We start from the raw sequence: 16601 nt of genomic DNA on the forward strand, positions 1-16601 counted from the left end.
GGGTGGATCTACCTGGCGGACGTCACGGTGGGCACGCCACCGCTGCCCTGGGCGACGGTGCCCGAGTAGGTCTTGCAGCCCAGCGCGAGCGTCGCCGCTGCCACCGAGGAGTACTGCCGGACCTGGTCGGAGCCACGGGGGGTCGGGTTGGCCGCAGGGGCCGTGGTGCTGGTGGGGATCATCGATCTACCTTCCTACGAGGCTTGCAATGACGAGAGTCACTACATCCCACCCCACCCACAGCGCGTAACCCTACGATGGGGGCACCACTACGGGGGGTCATGCAAAGAGCCTTGTTGGCGGTATAGTCGGTCGATCGACCTGCGCGTCCCTTGAGGAGCCCTGTGGACTCGTCTGCGTCAGCTCGAATGCTTCCCCGCCGGCTGCTTCACGACCCCGTCGTGGTGCAGGCTCTACGGGCTCGAACCTTCAGCACGGTCTTCGCCGCCGCGAAGAAGGCGGGACTGAGCTGGAACGCGATCGCCGCCGCGACCGGCTTGAAAGCCGACCGGATCAGCCTGATCGCCCGGGGCGAAGCACAGATCACCGCGTTCGACACTGTCGAGCGCATCGCCGATGGGTTACGCATCCCCGGTGCAATGATGGGCCTGGCCGCGCGATCCTGGGAGAGTGACGCCTCTGTCACACCACGCCCAGCGATGGAGGATGAATCCATGCATCGACGAAACCTACTGCGTTCCGCCCTCGCTGCCGGATTGACCGCCGTCCCCCTCACCGAGCTCACCGATCTGCTGGCCAAAGCTGACAACGCCTTGGCCGGTGCCGGCCCCGCCGACATCGCCCGGCTGGAAGCCACCACGGAACAGCACAGCTACGGCTACGGAGGTCGCGCGCCGACCGACGTTCTAGCCGACCTGATCTCCGACTTCAGCGACGTGGTTCCCCTGCTACAGCGACCTCAACCCGCTGCCGCCCGCACCGCACTAACCCGGATCATGGGCCAACTCGGCGGCATGGCTGCCGTCGTCCTGCACGACCTCGGCAGCCAGCGTGAGGCGAACGCCTGGTTCGCCACCGCCGCTCGCTCCGCACAGGAGTCCGGTGACAGGCAACTACACGCCTGGATACTCGCCCGCAAAGCCATGGTCCCGCTGAACTTCGGCTCGCCCGAAGCAGCAGCCGCGTTCGCCGAACAGGCCAGGCGTATAGCCGGAGCGACTCCTACCGCCGCCGCAGCTCTAGCCGCCGCCGTCACCGGCCGTGCCTACGCACTGGTCGGTCGCCGCGAGGAAGCCACGGCGGCGCTCCGCGACGCCGACCGCCTCGCCGACACGCTCCCCGAGGACCAACGTGCTGACACCTGGTTCGGCCACTGCGAGCAGAAGCACCACGTTCACCTCTCCCACGCGATGACTGCCCTCGGCGAGACGCGTCGCGCACGAGAAAGCCAAGCTCACGCACTCGCTCTCTCCGCACCTACCAGTACCTTGACCCGCGCCTTGCTGCACCTCGACGCGGCGACCTGTCAACACTGCGACGGCCACACCCTAGACGCGTGTCAGGCTGCGGTCGCAACCCTCGTAGACATTCCAGTCCGCTACCAAACAGGCCTTACCCGCCGCCGCGCCGTCGATCTCTACCGTAGCGTCCCCGCTAACCTGCGCTCGGCACCAGCCGCACGATGGTTGGCTGAGGTTCTTGCGGTGTAATCCAATGCTCCACCGGCATCGATTGCCGAACATCCCCTATCCGCCTGCATGATATTCCTCATCCAGCGGGAAAGCGTGGCTCATTTTAACGGTATCAAGGAACTCAGACGTTCATCGATACTAATGGGTGAGACCACTATCGTCGACGCCGGCACGGATCCGCCACGGAAAACGAATTGCCTCAATCATGCGACCCGGGCACACCGGATAGCTCATTGGCTCTTTGGTGGATGATCTTCTTGGATGCGGTTTTGTTGAGGGCGCAGCTGCGGATAGCGGTGATGACTGATTCAAATCGGTCGACCTCTGCCGGTTTGTTGACGAGCAGGTGCCCCATGAATCCATCCACGTAGACGGTCGGTGGCTCGGAGTTGTCGGCGAACCGTAGCATCGCGAACGGCCCGGTCACGATTCCCTGGTGTAGTCCCGCGTCGAAGGGGACGACGCACACCGAGACGTTGGGAAGCTCGCTGAGTGTGATGATGTGCAGGAGCTGTTTGGCCATCACGGCTGGGGAGGCCGTGGGGCGCAGCAGGACCGATTGGCCGACGATCCATTCCATGTGTGTCGGCTCGACGTCTCGGGTTAGAACCTCTTGCCGTCTCATTCGGACTTGCACTCGGCGTTCGATCTCGGCGTTGTCCCGGATGCGCCCGTCGGTTCCCGGGATGCGTAGCATTTCTCGGGCATAGTCTTCCGTTTGCAGGAGGCCGTGTACTCGCTCTGCTTCGTAGGCGATGATCGCGGACGCTGCTTGTTCCAGTCCGATGTATATGTCGAAGTTGGTTGGCAGGATGTCTGAGTAGGGATGGAACCAACCTTTAACTTTACTGACCTCCGCGAGCGCCAGGAGGGTGCGCCGTTGCTCGTCGGTGGCGCCGAACAAGTCGCATAGACCCTGGACCTCAAGTCTTTTGATCACGACGCCAGGCAGGCCGTGTTCCATCTTGTAGTAGGTCGGGCGAGCCCGCTCGATGTGTGCGGCGGCTTGTTCTGCGGTGATCGGGCTGCCATCCGGGTTCGTCGCCTTGGCGCGCAGGTCAGCGAGCAGCCTTCCGATGCGTCGTCTGGCGACGGCAGCGCCCGCATGATCGTCCACAGCTTCGATGCGTCTGCTACCAGCACGAACCCGAGGTGCGGTCGCGTTCGTGCTGGTGGCAAATTCTCGGACCGATCGGATCACCTTCTCCTCCCCACCGTCGCTCCATTCCTGGAACTGCGCACGATGACGTTCCTTTTGGAATCCCAACGCCTTGCTGCGTCTAGGATCAGCTTCCGGGAGGACTCCGTATCGAGAGCGGCAGTGTCGGTGGCGTCGCGGATTACTGCGTAGCGGCGGTCGTTGGCGGGCTCCATGCTGGTGCCCGATTCACGCCAAGCGCAGCCCACCGACCCGATGCTGAAAATCGTCGCCGGCCGGTTCTCAGGTGAACGGGCAGCCGATGGGAGGACTCGTACGCGCACGGTTTCGAAGTTGGCCAGATCGGCGATGAAGTGGATCTGCTCGCGCATCTCGGCCGGCGTTGCGATGTCCCGCATCAGCACTGATTCGGCGATCGTGATGTCGACACGTGGCCTTCTGCGCTTGGCCAGTATCCGCCGCTGCCGTTCAAGTCGTGCCTGGAGACGTCCGGCGATCACTGATGGCGGGAGGTTGGTGCGGGCGAGCACCGCTGCGGCGTACTTGGGCGTTTGGAGCAGCCCGGGAACAACGGCCGGCTGGTACTGCCAGGTTTGGGTGCACGCGTCTTCCAGCGCGAGGTAGAGCCTGGTGGGCGGTGAAAGTACTGAGGTGGAAAACTGATCCCACCAGCCAGGTTGGAAATTGGATATGAGTGCCTGCAGCCCGTCCTTGATATCGTCTGCCGGGTGGTACACGTCGCATAGTGCCGTCATCTCGGCGGGTCGTATGGTGCGGGTGCCGTTCTCGACGGCGCGGATGACCGCGATGCTGCAACCAGCGGTGGATCCCGCGTGGCTTTGGCTGATGTTCCTCGCGGTTCGCAGGAGCCGGAGGCAGCGACCGGCGAGCCACGTCGCGACCGGCGCGGTTCGTGGCGAGCAGGCGGCGAGCAGGTCTCGGCACGTGCCATCCGGATCGAGGCTGGGTGTTGGTCTGCCGACGGTCACGATTTGCTCCCGGCGTTACTGGTGAAGGGCTGCCGCCACAGGGGCCAGAGCGGTGCCCCGCCGTCGGGCACGGAGGTCGGTACGTGACGGGAGGGGCGATAGCCGTACCGGGCGGCGGCGTGTCGGACTTTTGACGGCGAGATCGTGGGCAACAGCGTGGTCTCCTCATTTCGGTAGGTGTGAGGTGCCGATATGCAGAGATCGAGGCGAGCACTGCCCCAAAGACGTCGGACAGGGCTGTCGACGGGTGTCACCAGACGCCGCCGCTGCGATTGGCCCGTATGCGCCGAAGGTTGCCTACGCGAGTCTCGGGGCTTCGCTGATGCTTGCGACATCACGGCCGGTACCTCTGCCGGGTTCAACCTCTCGGAACGTGGGGTCAGATAGCAGATGGCGTCGTCGAGAGCGGCCACGACGACTTCAGCCCGTACGTTCGGTGCGCCGTGCGTGGTCTGTCGCCTGCCTGTCAGGGGTCACGATCGCCGGGTCGGTGACGCGAGCCTGAGCGAGGACCGCCGCGAGAGCGTCGTGCATCACCTCGCCCTGAACGAGGCGCACGTAGTGCGACCGCCTCTCCTCAAAACTCCCCAGTTCGATACGGATGAAGTCGGTTCGCGGTGGGTCGTCGACAAACCGGACGAGTTGGAGGGTCACCTCGGTCGGGTACCGCCCCGGCTGCGGGTTGCAGGCGTAGCGGCGGCCCCAGTGGGCCGGCGGTGACGATTCGGGATGGAACTCACTTGGCCCGCTAGCAGTGCACTCGGCCGATTCGCACCAGTCCGGGTGCGGGTCGTCCGCGATCTCTGACGCTGCTTGAGACTGACTGTCCACAATCGTCCTTTCGCATTGGGATCGGCTGGTCACACCGGGGCTGCGGATCTCGTGGGAGTGGGGCCGAGGTTGTGTGGCCGGATCGGAAGGGCCTTGGTGCCGTCAAGGTCTGCGGGCTCCTCCCGGGCCATGACGTTGCGCGGGAGTAGGGAGTCGACGCTGGTCCCGCCGCCGGGTAGCTGGTATCTCACGAGCAGCGCGATGTGTGAGTTGGTGTCCACGACGCCGGGTCGCCACTGCTCGGCGTGCGGTGGCCACACCCAGACGGCGTCGGCAGGTTGGTACGCGGTGGCGTCCGCGATGTCGTCGGGGTGGCGCTCGGTCGGGTCGATGACAGGGGTGGGCATCATCGCTCCTTGCATTTCTATGTAAGGGATGTAGTGGCAGGCTGGTGAGGACGGGAGTCGATCCTGCGGCTACGCGCGCCGCGTTGTTTCGGAAGGTCACGGCAAGGCTCTGCCGGACCACCTGCACGTATCGAGTGGGTCAAAGCTGCCTCCGCAGCCGTGAGTCGATCTGCGGCCCGTGATGCTTCATGAGGGTTGGGGACACAGCCGAGCTAGGCATGGCCAGTGGCAGAGCGCCTGCTGTGGTCACGGACCCGGCGTCCGCACTGCACGCACCAGCCGCTGACTTCCTTGCCGAAGCAGAAACCTGCCGCGAGGCCAACGATGAGACCTGCCACACCTACAAGGACCAGATCCATAGCGATCTCCCTGGTCAACGTTGTCGATCCCTGTGAGTGCGGAGCCCTCGCCGCGCCTGGTGAGGAGGGGTGGGGGCGATCCGGCAACCCTGGGAATCCTTGGGGCGTGGCCTGTAGTCACCAGTGGCCACGCTTTGAGTGAACCATCACATCACGCGGAACGCAACGTTCAAAATCCTGGCGTAGCATCGCGTCGAGATGTGAGCGTTGACGATGCAAGGAGGCATGTAACAGAGCGTTGCGTGCAGCCCGGGGTGAGTGTTAAATCTTGGATTGAACGAGCGTTGCGAGTGGTACGCAACGTAGGGGCAGTCTTCGAGGGGAGCGAGCTGGACGTGGTGGTCGACGATCATGCGGGCGCTGCCGTCGCCAGACGACGCATCGGAAGGCTGCTCGCTGACCTGCGCGCCAAGGCGACGAACCCGGATGGCAGCCCGATCACCGCAGAACAAGCCGCCGCACACATCGAGCGGGCTCGCCCGACCTACTACAAGATGGAACACGGCCTGCCTGGCGTCGTGATCAAAAGACTTGAGGTCCAGGGTCTATGCGACTTGTTCGGCGCCACCGACGAGCAACGGCGCACCCTCCTGGCGCTCGCGGAGGTCAGTAAAGTTAAAGGTTGGTTCCATCCCTACTCAGACATCCTGCCAACCAACTTCGACATATACATCGGACTGGAACAAGCAGCGTCCGCGATCATCGCCTACGAAGCAGAGCGAGTACACGGCCTCCTGCAAACGGAAGACTATGCCCGAGAAATGCTACGCATCCCGGGAACCGACGGGCGCATCCGGGACAACGCCGAGATCGAACGCCGAGTGCAAGTCCGAATGAGACGGCAAGAGGTTCTAACCCGAGACGTCGAGCCGACACACATGGAATGGATCGTCGGCCAATCGGTCCTGCTGCGCCCCACGGCCTCCCCAGCCGTGATGGCCAAACAGCTCCTGCACATCATCACACTCAGCGAGCTTCCCAACGTCTCGGTGTGCGTCGTCCCCTTCGACGCGGGACTACACCAGGGAATCGTGACCGGGCCGTTCGCGATGCTACGGTTCGCCGACAACTCCGAGCCACCGACCGTCTACGTGGATGGATTCATGGGGCACCTGCTCGTCAACAAACCGGCAGAGGTCGACCGATTTGAATCAGTCATCACCGCTATCCGCAGCTGCGCCCTCAACAAAACCGCATCCAAGAAGATCATCCACCAAAGAGCCAAGGAGCTATCCGGTGCCTAACAAGTACGACTCGCTCACGAGCGAAGCGATCGAGTCCGCGCGGTTCCGGAAATCCAGCCGCTCCGACAATAGTGGCTCATGTGTTGAAGTTGCCGACGGACTTGCCTCCATTCATGGCGTAGTGCTCGTGCGTGACAGCAAGGACGTCGGTGGTCCGGTCCTCGCTGTCGACGGCAACTCGTGGAAGCACTTCGTGGCCAGAATACCCACCTTCCGAAAGTAATATCCTGACGTTGGCGATAGCTGCCGTGCAGGCATTACGGAGCGGCGGCGCAATGGATGTAGCGCCGCCGCTTCCCCACGCGATGCCATCGCGGAACCAAACTGTCAGTCTGGTGTGGTGTTGACGTAGACGCCTCAGCCGAGCGGGCCTGCTTCGGTCGTCGGCTGGGGCTGCGGATGGCCCGTCGATCTACTCAGAGCCTTGGCTGGGCGCGGCGGAACACCTCGATCTCCGATCGGGCGAGTCTGGCCATCCAGCCGGCCCACATCCTCCACCACCGCGATCGCATCCTCTGTCTGAAGGATCTTCAACAGCAGCGACGCCCGTTGGTTGGAGACCCCATGCCCGTCACCCCGCATCGTCTCGGCCAAAGCATCCCGCGAGAGCGGACGGCCCATGCCCGCGAGCGCCGCGCGAGCGACCCGAGCTGCCGGAAGCAGATGTGCGAGGGACCGTGCATCTGTCGACTCCCCCCGTACGTCCGTCCCGGACGGCTGTCCTGACGCAAGTCCGTCCGTCCGGTCGGCCGCGTCGACTCCGGCCGTCCCGGCTCGGCCGGAACGGCCGTCCGCCACCTTCACGGACGGCTGGCCGCCGTCCGAGGCTTCCGGGGGCACCGTCCCGAACGTTGGGGGACGGTCAGCGGACGTCAGCGGACCGTCCGGGACGGTCCGCTGACCTTCCTCGCCGTGGTCGATCATGCTGAACAGCAGCTTCACTGCGATGAGCATCGACAGAGCCGGCCAGCCGGCCAGAACCTTGCCGACCACGCTGTCACCACCGACCGCGATGTTCGCGGCCAGGCTCGCGGCGGTGCCGACCACCAAGGCGACCCACGGCAACCACCCCGTCCGCCGTCCCCCGCGACGCTGCACCACCATGTACAGCGCGGCGACGATCTCCAGCCCGTCGACGCTGATCGGGAACGCGAACGCCTTCCACCCGTGCTGGTCGTGCGCGGTCGCCAGCTCGTACATGTGCGCGAACGAGATCGTCCCGGCGACGGCGGCCAGCCCCGCGACACACACCACGGTCACGGCCGTCAAGATCCGATCCGTACGGCTCCTCACCACGACCACCCACTCTCAGCCTCGGCCTCGGTCGTGAGCAGCCGCAGCGCGGACAACAACGGCGACGCGTCCCGCACCGCCATCGCAATGTCGCTGTCACCGTGCCGGATGTGGAGATAGGTCTCACACGGCCACGGCGCGACAGCCTGCGTCAGATACGCCTCCCCGACCTGCGGCGCGAGGGCTATCGCTGTGGTCAGATCGAGACGGATCGGCGCCGACCGGTGCGCGCCGCCAACACCGGGCCGGTACCCGTCCGTCTGGCTCGCCGGGTCTGCGGTACACCGGGAACGGTCACACCAGGCGGGATGACCCGACTCGGCGACGGTACGACGGCCCGAAGATGCAGGTTGACCTTCGGAAGGCTGCGACCAACTCATCGGGCCACCTCCCCAACGGAGGCGAGCACCGCAACCGGCACGACAAACCCACCGGCAGCGACAGCGGCCGGGTCCACGGTCGCCGGCTGCATTGACCGGCCACCGATCTCGGCTACCCGGTCAAACTGGGCTGTAAGCGACGAAAAATGTATGCCACATTCCGGGATGGGTCTTGCCGACGCCGGCGGTGCCGCCGATAGCAGAGATTACGACCGTGGACGGACAGCTGCTGTCGGTGGGCAGTGCGGCGTCGAGTTCGTCCAGTTGGGCACGACGTCCGGTGAAGCCGTGGACGTCGGCGGGAAGCTGCCGTGGCACCGTGGCGTCGGGGGCGAGCGGTACGCCGGTCGCCATGCTGATGAAGCGGTCCCGTTCGCCGCCGGTGAGATCGAGCGCGTCGGCGAGCAGCCGGACGGTCGCGGGCCGGGGCGTACTGGTACGGCCTGCTTCGATCTTGCGGATTCCGCGAACGCTGAGGCCTGCAGCGTCGGCCAGCTCCTCCTGCGAGATGCCCTGCCGACGCCGGTATGCCCGCACCATCTCCCCGAGCACGGCGGTCCCCTCGCCCGGCGGGTCATTAATCGATCGACATCGACGATAGCAGTGCGTCGGTGTTGGCGAAGGACACGTGACCGCGATACCGGCGAGGGGCGGCACAGTGGTCCCCCTTCCGGAGCCGTGCGACACCTCGGTGCTGACGGTGGGCTCAGCTGAGCCGGAAGGCTGACTGCGCCCCGGCGGCGGGACCGATGGTCAACTGCCCGTCCTCGTGGCGTACGAAGGCCGCCGGGACCCCGGCGAGGCGTAGCGAGACGCGTCCGTTCACCCGGGCGATCCGGTAGAAGCTCGCCTGGGCGGCGAACTCGGCACCGTCGGCGGCCGGGTCGAGGCGGACCGTGCCATTGACCGCCCGCAGGTAGTGTCCGGGCCGGTCGACCGACTGGATCGACACCGTGTCCGCCCCCGCCAGCCCGGCACCGATCCGGAACTGGGTGTCGGCCAGCCGTCGGGAGTCGGTGTCGACCAGCACGGTCGCGCCGTCGTGGCGGACGAACGCGTCGCGGGTGGTGTCGGCGGGGGAGAGCCGCACGATCGGCCCGCCCTCGCCGACCGGGATGCCGAACAGCGGGTTGCCGTCGGCGTCCCAGTAGAGCTTCTGCACCCGGGCGTGCCGGTTCGGGTCGTACAGTGGGTCGCCGGTGATGTCCCGGTAGTCACGCGCGTGGTAGACCAGCATGGTGGTCATGCTGTCCTCGGCGACGGTGAACGAGTTGTGCCCGGGGCCGTACCGGCTGGTCTGTTCGTTGGTGACGAAGACCGGGTCGGGGGTCTTCGTCCACGAGCGGTGGTCGAGCAGGTCGGCGCTGGCGTCGGCGGTGAGCAGGCCCATGCAGTAGCGGGAGTCGGTGGCGCTGGCCGAGAAGGTCATGAACACCCGTCCGTTGCGGACGATCACCGCCGCGCCTTCGTTGACCGCGTAGCCCTGCACCTCCCATGGGCGGGTCGGGGTGGCGATCCGCACCGGCTTGGTCTTCAGCGTCCACGGGTCGGCCAGCTCGGCGATGTACAGGCTGGAGTTGACCGCGATCTCCGGCTCGCCCTGGGCCCAGACCAGGTACCGCCGGCCGTGATGGTGGAACGTGGTGGCGTCCAGGGCGAAGCTGTCCCACTCGGTGACGATCTGACCGCGCAGTTGCCAGCCGGTCGGATCCCGGGGGTCGTCCAGTGGGGACTCCAGCACGTACATCCGGATCCGGAACACGTTGTCGGAGTCGCCGGCGGCGAAGTAGACGTACCACTTGCCGTCGATGCGGTGCAGTTCCGGCGCCCAGATGTGGCCGCCCATCCGGCCGCTGGCCGGCCGTCGCCAGATCACCGTCTCGGCCGCTGTGGCCAGCCCGGCGATGGTGGACGCGCCGCGCACCACGATCCGGTCGTACTCGGGCACCGAGCCGGTGAAGTAGTACATGCCGGCGACCGGGTAGGTGACGAACGGGTCGGCCCGCTGCTCGACGAGCGGGTCGATCGTCGGTACGCCGTACACCTGCGCGTCGGTGGGTGCGCCGACCGGGCCGGGGGTGTTGCCGGCGGTCGGTGCGGCGGCGGCCACGTCCGGCCGCCCGGCGCCGGCCGCCAGCCCGCCTGCCAGACCAGTCAGGCCGGCAGCGGCGAAGCCCAGGCCGCCGCGCAGCAGGGCACGCCGGTTCACGTCGTACGTCATCAGGCCACCTCACTCGTCAATGGTCAAGCTCACTTGGTGCGGATGCGGATGAAGGTCACCGAGTACGGCTCGAAGGTGTGCGTGAAACTGGACGCCACACCGGTCAGTTGGGTGGTGACCGGCTGGATCGGCTCGGCCGAGCGGGTGTTCTGCTGACCGGGGTCGCCGCTGATCACGGTCATCCGGGCGTGCGAACGGACCGGCAGGTCACCCAGGTCGATCCGGGTGACGGCCGGCTTCTCCTGCGCGTTGACCACCTTGACCAGCAGGTCTCCGGTGGCCTCGTCACGGGTGACGACCTGGGCGAACGGGCGGGTGACCTGGTCGTCGACGAACTCGCCCCACACCTCGCCGTCCAGCAGCAGGGTGACCTTGTCGCCACGCACCTTGACGGTGATGTCGTACGTGGTGCCGGTGGTGACCTGGTTCGGCTTGGCGATCAGCGTCTGCTTGGCACCGTTGGTGGCCTTCTCCACCGAGCCCTGGGTGTTGTTCCAGCCACCGAGGTTCCACCAGTAGAAGTTGCCGGCGTCCTTGACCCCGAACCCGATCAGGAAGCCCTCCGCGCCGGCGTTCTTCGTGGCGGTCAGCGACAGGTCGTAGTCGGTGGCGGTGATCTCGGCGGCGGCGACCATGGTGTCCAGCGCGGCGGTGTCGCTCTGCGTGTACGCGCCGTCGACCACCGCCCAGTTGCCCCGGTTGGCGACCGGCGTCCACTGGGCCGCCCCGGCGGAGAAGTCGTCGCTGAACAGCACGGTGCCGTCCGGGGCGGTGACCGTCACGTCGTCGTACGTCGCCGAGGTGGCCCAGGTGGACAGGCCGATCCGTCCGGTGATCGGCTGGGTGCCGAGGGCCGGCCCGGTGGCCTCGCTCGGCACCGTCCGGTCGCCGACGTTGGTCATGAACAGCTTCTGCACCTGGTAGCTGGTGGTGCCCCAGGACTCGTCGTTGTCGAACCAGATCAGGTCCGGCCGCCACTGGACGTGGTCGATGTTGGCCAGCAGCGGCGCGTACGAGGCCATCTCGACGATGTCGGCGTTGCGCTCCAGCCCGGTCATGTAGGCCGCCTCGGCCAGCGAGTTGAACAGCTTGTTGTCCTGGGAGGCGTACTCGCCGAGGAACACCTTCGGTCCGGCGCGGTCGTAGCTGTCGTAGCGGTCGTTGTTCTGCAGGAACCAGGCCGGGCTGTTGTAGTAGTGCTCGTCGACCATCTCCACCCGGTCAGCCCGGTTGAGTTGCCACAGCCGGTCGAAGGTGGCGCCCTGGTCGTCTGGTCCGGAGTTGCTGATCACCGTGATCTCCGGGTGCTGTGCCTCGATCGCGGTCCGGAAGCGCCGGAAGTTGGCGAAGAACTCGTCGGGCAGGTTCTCCTCGTTGCCGACACCGATGTGGGTGAGGCCGAACGGTTCGGGATGGCCCATCTCGGCGCGCAGCCCGCCCCAGGTGGAGGTGGCCGGGCCGGTGGCGAACTCGATCAGGTCCAGGGCGTCGGAGATGTGCCGGGTCAGCAGTTCCTCGTCGACGGTGGCCTGGTTCTGACCGCAGCCGGTGACCAGGGCCGGTACCACCGGCAGCGGCATCGCGCCGATGTCCTCGGCGAACTGGAAGTACTCGAAGTAGCCCAGCCCGTACGACTGGTTGTAGCCCCAGAAGTTGGCGTTGGTGGCCCGGGTCTCCACCGGGCCGACGGTGTCCTTCCACTGGAAGGAGCGGGCCCGCTCCCAGTCGGACCCGGCGTCGTAGCCGTACATGCTGCCGGTGTTGACCAGACAGCCGCCGGGGAAGCGGACGAAGCCCGGCCGCAACGCCTCGATCTTCTGGGCCAGGTCCTTGCGCAGGCCGTTGGCCCGGCCTCGGAAGGTCTCCTGCGGGAACAGCGACACCATGTCCAGTCGTACGGTGCCGGTGCCGCCGGCGAGCACCGCCAGCCGACCGACGTCGGAGCTCCGGTGGGCGGTGAACGTGGCCGTGTACCTGGTCCAGTCGTCGCCGCGGACGCGCAACCGTTGCGGTTCGGCGAGCCGGCGGCCATCGACGTCGACCAGCCGGACGGTCAGCTGGTTGCCGGTGGCGTCGGTGCGGGCCCAGACCGAGAAGTCTTGACATCCTCTCCGCCCTGAAGCTGAAGGACGGAGATTCCCTCCACGCTGCGCGTGGAACACGCAGCGTCCGGGTGGGTTACCGCTTCACTGCGCGCCGCCGGGACAAGTCCCGGTCTTACGTGCGCTCGACGGTCGTTGAAGTCCGCCTGTCCGGCGGCCTTGATGTTGATGGCGGCGTTGATGTCCCGGTCGTGGTGACTGCCGCACGGGCAGTCCCACTCCCGGACGTTCAACGCGATCTTCTCGTTGATCCGGCCGCAGTCGCAGCACATCCGGGTGGACGGGAGCCACCGGTCCACCCGGGCGAACGCGCGCCCGTACCGCTTCGCCTTGTACTCCAGCATGCCGGTGAAGGCGGCCCAGCCCGCATCGTGCACGGACTTCGCCAGCCGAGTCCGGCCGAGACCAACAACGCACAGGTCCTCGACGTACACCGCTTGGTTCTCGCGGATGATCGCCGTGGACAGCTTGTGCTGCCAGTCCCGCCGGGTGTCGGCTACCCGCGCGTGAGCGCGGGCCACCTCGATCACGGCTTTCTTGCGGCGGTTGCTGCCCCTCTGCTTGCGTGAGAGTGCCTGCTGCAACCGCTTGAGCTTGCGGGCCGCGCGGCGCAGGAACTTCGGTGCGGTCACCTTCGTGCCGTCGGACATGACCGCGAAGTGGGTCAGGCCCAGATCGATGCCGATCTCGGAGTCGACCGGCGGCAGCGTCTCGTCCTCGCCGATCCGCACGACGAACGAGGCGAAGTACCGGCCCGCTGTGTCCTTGATCACGGTGACCGAGGTGGGATCCGACGGCAGGCCGCGCGACCAGCGCACCGGAACGTCGCCGATCCTCGGCAGCCGCAGGCGGCCGTTGTCACAGACCTTGAACCGGGAGTTCTCCGTGAACCGGATCGCCTGCCGGTTGTCCTTACGGGACCGGTACCGGGGCGGGGCCACCTTGCGGCCCCGGCGTTTGCCGGACAGCGAGTTGAACAAGTTGCGGTACGCGGTGTTCAGATCGGCGAGGGCCTGCTGCAACACCACGGCCGACACCTCACCCAGCCAGGCCCGGTCCTCGCTGGCCTTGGCCGCTGTGATGACCAACTTCGACAGGTCGCCGTCGGAGATGTACTTCTCGCCCGCCTCGCGGGCCTGCTGACGCAGCCTGAGTCCGTCGTTGAAAACCACCCGGGCACACCCGAACGCCTGCGCCAGCGCGGTGCGCTGGGCGGCGTCCGGGGTGATCCGGTAGTTGTAACGGAGCTGCACGGCCATCACTGTATCATGTTGGTTTATGGTCGAACTTCAAGGCGTCCGCACCGGCAGGCACTGCACCTTCGCGATGCATGTCCACTTGGTTTTCGTGACGAAGTTCCGGCACAACGTGTTCGCCGACCGGCACCTGACCCGGATGGAGGCGATCATGCGAGACGTGTGCGCCGACTTCGAGGCCGAACTGGTCGAGTTCAACGGCGAGAACAACCACGTCCACCTGCTGGTCAACTTCCCGCCCAAGGTCGCCGTGGCCAGGCTGGTCAACAGCCTCAAAGGGGTCTCCTCGCGCCGCCTCCGGCAGGAGTTCCCCGACCTGGTGCGCCACTACTACCGGGCCAACAAACTCTGGTCCGGCTCGTACTTCGCCGGGTCTGTCGGCGGCGCACCCTTGAGCGTCATCAAGCAGTACATCGAGCAGCAGAACCGTCCCGGTCAAGGCACTGCTCGGGCCTGGCGGCCCTCCCAGCGCGGGCCTTCACCCCCGGCCTGAAGGCCGGAGCACTGGCCCGCATTCCGGTAGCGCTGGCCGGCCTCGACGGCGATCCCGCTGTTGTAACCGGAGTTGGTCACCCCGAAGCGTCCGCCGTCGCTGTTGGCCAGGTCGAGCCGTAGGTAGGTGCGGTTGCGGTCGTTGAGCCGCCCGGAGTCGTCGACCGTGGTCGCGGTGCCCGCCCCGCCGGCCTCGGCACCCGGGGTCCAGCCGGTCAGCCCGGTGAACGACTGGTTGTCCACCGGGAGGAACTCGAAGGATCGGTTGCGGACCAGTTCGGCGTAGAGGCCGCCGTCGGCGGCGTAGTTGATGTCCTCGAAGAAGACGCCGTACATGGTGTCGCTGATCGGCACGCCGGCACCGGCCGGGTCGACGGTGATGGCGTACTCCGGCTCCGGGTGCGGTGGGTCGGCCAGGCTCGGCCCGGCGGCCGCGACCCCGGCGGCGACGAGCGATCCGACCAGCAGTGCGCTGCCGGCCAGCCCGGGTCGTGCGGATCGTCGGAACATGGGCTGCCTCCTGATCGCCCGGCCATGGCCCTGACTCCGGCCCAACCGATTTCATCGATGTGAGCGTTAACAGGAACGGAGTATTACGGCCGGATCACCACGGCGTCAATACCGTCTCCACGGCTTCATGGTCGCGGTCGCCCGAGTGACCACCGCGTCCGTCACCACGTCCGGCGTACGCCCGTAGACTGGAGGCACCGTTTGCCCACGACAAGGAGCCTGACCGCGTGACCGTCCAGCCCATCCGACTCTTCGGCGACCCGGTGCTGCGCACTGCGGCCGAGCCCGTGGTCGACTTCGACGCCGAGCTGCGCCGGCTCGTCGCCGATCTGACCGACAGCATGACCGATCAGAACGGTGCCGGCCTCGCCGCGCCGCAGCTCGGCGTCGGGCTGCGGGTCTTCACGTTCCACGTCGACGACCTGCTGGGCCACCTGGTCAACCCGGTGCTGGACTTCCCCGACGAGGAGGAACAGGACGGCCCGGAAGGCTGCCTGTCCATCCCGGGGCTCTACTTCGACACCAGACGTCGACAGAACGTCGTCGCGAAGGGCTTCAACGAGTACGGCGACCCGATGCAGATCGTCGGCAGCGGTCTGCTGGCCCGCTGCGTCCAGCACGAGACGGACCACCTCGACGGGGTGCTGTTCCTGGACCGGCTCGACGCCGCCACCCGCAAGGAGGCGATGAAGGCCATCCGCGAAGCCGACTGGTACGACGCCGCCGCACCGCCGACGGTGAAGGTCAGTCCGCACCGCTCACCCGGTGGTCTGTTCCGCCCGGGTGCGGCGACCAGCCCGTTCGGTCTGGGCGGGTGACGGCGATGCGACTCGTCTTCGCCGGTACTCCGGCGGTCGCCGTCCCCGCGCTGGACGCGATCGCCGCCAGCGGCCACGACCTCGTCGCGGTGGTCACCCGGCCGGACGCCCCCGCCGGGCGGGGCCGTCGGCTGGTCCGCTCCGCGGCCGGTGCCTGGGCCGACGAGCGGGGGATCGAGGTGCTGACCCCGCAGCGCCCGCGGGAGCCGGAGTTCCTCAGCAGGCTGACCGAGCTGGCCCCGGACTGCGTGCCGGTCGTCGCCTACGGTGCGCTGGTCCCGCCGACCGCGCTGGCCATCCCCGCCCACGGCTGGATCAACCTGCACTTTTCCCTGCTGCCGGCCTGGCGCGGGGCGGCTCCGGTGCAGCACGCGGTGCTGCACGGCGACGAGGTGACCGGCGCGAGCGTGTTCCAGCTGGAGGAGGGTCTGGACACCGGCCCGGTGTTCGGTACGGTGACCGACCAGGTCGGCCAGACGGACACCGCCGGTGACCTGCTGCAGCGGCTGGCGTCCAGCGGCGCGCAGCTGCTGGTCGCGGTGCTCGACGGGATCGCCGCCGGCACCGCCAGGGCGGTGCCGCAGCCCGGCGACGGGGTGTCCCTGGCCCCGAAGCTGACCGTCGACGACGTCCGGGTGCGGTGGACCGATCCGGCGTTCGCGGTGGACCGGCGGGTGCGGGCCGGCACCCCGGCACCGGGCGCCTGGACCACGTTCCGCGACGAGCGGGTCAAACTCGGGCCGGTCCGGCCGGTGCCGGACGGCCCGCAGCTGAAGCCGGGGGAGGTGCTGGCCGAACGTAACCGCCTGCTGGTCGGCACGGCCACTGTGCCGGTCGCGCTCGGCGAGGTCCGGGCCGCCGGCAAGAAGGCCATGTCGGCGGCGGACTGGGCGCGCGGCGCCCGCGTCACCACCGGCGAGTTCTTCGGGTGAGCGCGAGGAGTGAGCG

17 protein-coding genes are annotated in these 16601 nt (G+C 67.2%); 6 read left to right on the plus strand and 11 right to left on the minus strand.

Annotated elements, in window-relative coordinates:
- Positions 1–8: 8 nt before the first annotated feature.
- Complete coding sequence (locus EDC02_RS40070; protein WP_158632075.1) at positions 9–182, minus strand: hypothetical protein; 174 nt, start codon at positions 180–182, stop codon at positions 9–11.
- 219 nt (positions 183–401) lie between these two features.
- Between EDC02_RS40070 and EDC02_RS06685 the strand changes: the two genes are divergently transcribed.
- The gene (locus EDC02_RS06685; RefSeq protein WP_233605768.1) at positions 402–1670 is read left to right on the plus strand and encodes a helix-turn-helix transcriptional regulator; all 1269 of its coding nucleotides are present in this window, start codon (positions 402–404) and stop codon (positions 1668–1670) included.
- 181 nt (positions 1671–1851) lie between these two features.
- Here EDC02_RS06685 and EDC02_RS06690 read toward each other — a convergent pair whose 3' ends face one another.
- The 4 genes from EDC02_RS06690 to EDC02_RS06705 form a co-directional block, all read right to left on the minus strand.
- On the minus strand, positions 1852–2853 hold the full coding sequence (locus tag EDC02_RS06690; RefSeq protein WP_148083351.1) for a helix-turn-helix transcriptional regulator: 1002 nt from the start codon (positions 2851–2853) through the stop codon (positions 1852–1854).
- The gene (locus EDC02_RS06695) at positions 2850–3800 is read right to left on the minus strand and encodes a helix-turn-helix transcriptional regulator (protein ID WP_158632076.1); all 951 of its coding nucleotides are present in this window, start codon (positions 3798–3800) and stop codon (positions 2850–2852) included. Before EDC02_RS06695 ends, EDC02_RS06690 begins: the two co-directional genes overlap by 4 nt.
- Before the next feature lie 420 nt (positions 3801–4220).
- On the minus strand, positions 4221–4454 hold the full coding sequence (locus tag EDC02_RS06700; protein ID WP_123601206.1) for a hypothetical protein: 234 nt from the start codon (positions 4452–4454) through the stop codon (positions 4221–4223).
- Between the two features lie 206 nt (positions 4455–4660).
- Positions 4661–4978: a hypothetical protein gene (locus EDC02_RS06705; protein WP_123601207.1), complete on the minus strand. Its 318-nt coding sequence runs from the start codon at positions 4976–4978 to the stop codon at positions 4661–4663.
- 694 nt (positions 4979–5672) lie between these two features.
- On the opposite strand from EDC02_RS06705, the gene EDC02_RS41355 reads away from it, so the two are divergent.
- Together EDC02_RS41355 and EDC02_RS41360 are read left to right on the plus strand one after the other, a co-directional pair.
- Positions 5673–6581, plus strand: a complete 909-nt coding sequence (locus EDC02_RS41355; RefSeq protein WP_233605769.1) for a helix-turn-helix transcriptional regulator — start codon at positions 5673–5675, stop codon at positions 6579–6581.
- On the plus strand, positions 6574–6804 hold the full coding sequence (locus EDC02_RS41360) for a DUF397 domain-containing protein (protein WP_370461423.1): 231 nt from the start codon (positions 6574–6576) through the stop codon (positions 6802–6804). Before EDC02_RS41355 ends, EDC02_RS41360 begins: the two co-directional genes overlap by 8 nt.
- A 134-nt stretch (positions 6805–6938) precedes the next feature.
- On the opposite strand, the gene EDC02_RS06715 is transcribed toward EDC02_RS41360, so the two are convergent.
- The 5 genes from EDC02_RS06715 to EDC02_RS06740 form a co-directional block, all read right to left on the minus strand.
- Entirely contained in the window at positions 6939–7883 is a 945-nt protein-coding gene (locus EDC02_RS06715) for a DUF2637 domain-containing protein (RefSeq protein ID WP_370461424.1), read from the minus strand.
- 491 nt (positions 7884–8374) lie between these two features.
- Positions 8375–8806, minus strand: a complete 432-nt coding sequence (locus tag EDC02_RS06725) for a helix-turn-helix domain-containing protein (protein WP_123601209.1) — start codon at positions 8804–8806, stop codon at positions 8375–8377.
- Positions 8807–8960: 154 nt separating this feature from the next.
- Positions 8961–10475 (minus strand): family 43 glycosylhydrolase, encoded by a 1515-nt coding sequence (locus tag EDC02_RS06730; protein WP_123601210.1) that lies wholly within the window; start codon positions 10473–10475, stop codon positions 8961–8963.
- Positions 10476–10504: 29 nt separating this feature from the next.
- Complete coding sequence (locus EDC02_RS06735; RefSeq protein ID WP_123601211.1) at positions 10505–12637, minus strand: alpha-L-arabinofuranosidase C-terminal domain-containing protein; 2133 nt, start codon at positions 12635–12637, stop codon at positions 10505–10507.
- On the minus strand, positions 12529–13836 hold the full coding sequence (locus EDC02_RS06740) for an RNA-guided endonuclease TnpB family protein (RefSeq protein ID WP_199757526.1): 1308 nt from the start codon (positions 13834–13836) through the stop codon (positions 12529–12531). The genes EDC02_RS06735 and EDC02_RS06740 overlap by 109 nt, the downstream gene beginning before the upstream one ends.
- Positions 13837–13855: 19 nt before the next feature.
- On the opposite strand from EDC02_RS06740, the gene tnpA reads away from it, so the two are divergent.
- The gene (gene tnpA, locus EDC02_RS06745; protein WP_123600934.1) at positions 13856–14326 is read left to right on the plus strand and encodes an IS200/IS605 family transposase; all 471 of its coding nucleotides are present in this window, start codon (positions 13856–13858) and stop codon (positions 14324–14326) included.
- On the opposite strand, the gene EDC02_RS06750 is transcribed toward tnpA, so the two are convergent.
- Entirely contained in the window at positions 14269–14835 is a 567-nt protein-coding gene (locus EDC02_RS06750; protein WP_233605771.1) for a hypothetical protein, read from the minus strand. The genes tnpA and EDC02_RS06750 overlap by 58 nt on opposite strands.
- A gap of 227 nt (positions 14836–15062) precedes the next feature.
- Here EDC02_RS06750 and def point away from each other — a divergent pair, with 227 nt between their 5' ends.
- Together def and fmt are read left to right on the plus strand one after the other, a co-directional pair.
- Positions 15063–15653, plus strand: coding sequence for a peptide deformylase (gene def, locus EDC02_RS06755; RefSeq protein ID WP_123601212.1), 591 nt, complete (start codon positions 15063–15065; stop codon positions 15651–15653).
- 5 nt (positions 15654–15658) lie between these two features.
- The gene (gene fmt / locus EDC02_RS06760) at positions 15659–16585 is read left to right on the plus strand and encodes a methionyl-tRNA formyltransferase (RefSeq protein WP_123601213.1); all 927 of its coding nucleotides are present in this window, start codon (positions 15659–15661) and stop codon (positions 16583–16585) included.
- The last annotated feature ends 16 nt before the right edge of the window (positions 16586–16601 follow it).

This window comes from Micromonospora sp. Llam0 (genome assembly GCF_003751085.1).
GTDB lineage: Bacteria > Actinomycetota > Actinomycetes > Mycobacteriales > Micromonosporaceae > Micromonospora_E.